Source organism: Virgibacillus salexigens, from assembly GCF_014905415.1.
In the GTDB taxonomy this organism is placed as follows: domain Bacteria; phylum Bacillota; class Bacilli; order Bacillales; family Amphibacillaceae; genus Virgibacillus; species Virgibacillus salexigens.
Genome location: NZ_BNEO01000068.1, coordinates 1 through 341 on the forward strand (window position 1 = coordinate 1; position 341 = coordinate 341).

Genomic DNA, 341 nt, shown 5'->3' on the forward strand with positions numbered 1-341 from the left:
TGTTTTGAAGGAATTCAGCAATAATACCTATTCCAATTGTCCATTGGCCCTGATAAGGAATTGGAACAAGAAATAAAAATAAACCTGTAAGCGATACAATGAAAGATTTCCACTGATTAGATGGTGTCCAAAAAGACAAAACTTCTTTTTCCAAGTCGTTGGATTTTTCTATTTCTTTTTGTACCACATTCACATGAGCACCTCCGACTAAATCTACGACATACATTTAAACGAATTTTCCACCAATAAAGTTTTGCTAAGCATCTGGCTAATTCCATATCCGTAGAATTAGCCATGTTTTATCTTAAGAAAAGTTACAATTACCAATCGACAAATATTTT

General features: G+C 32.8%; 1 pseudogene. It reads right to left on the reverse strand.

Going from position 1 to position 341, the window contains the following annotated elements:
- Positions 1-193: pseudogene (locus tag JKP73_RS22265) on the reverse strand (YjiH family protein); the annotation flags it as partial.
- Between the last annotated feature and the right edge of the window lie 148 nt (positions 194-341).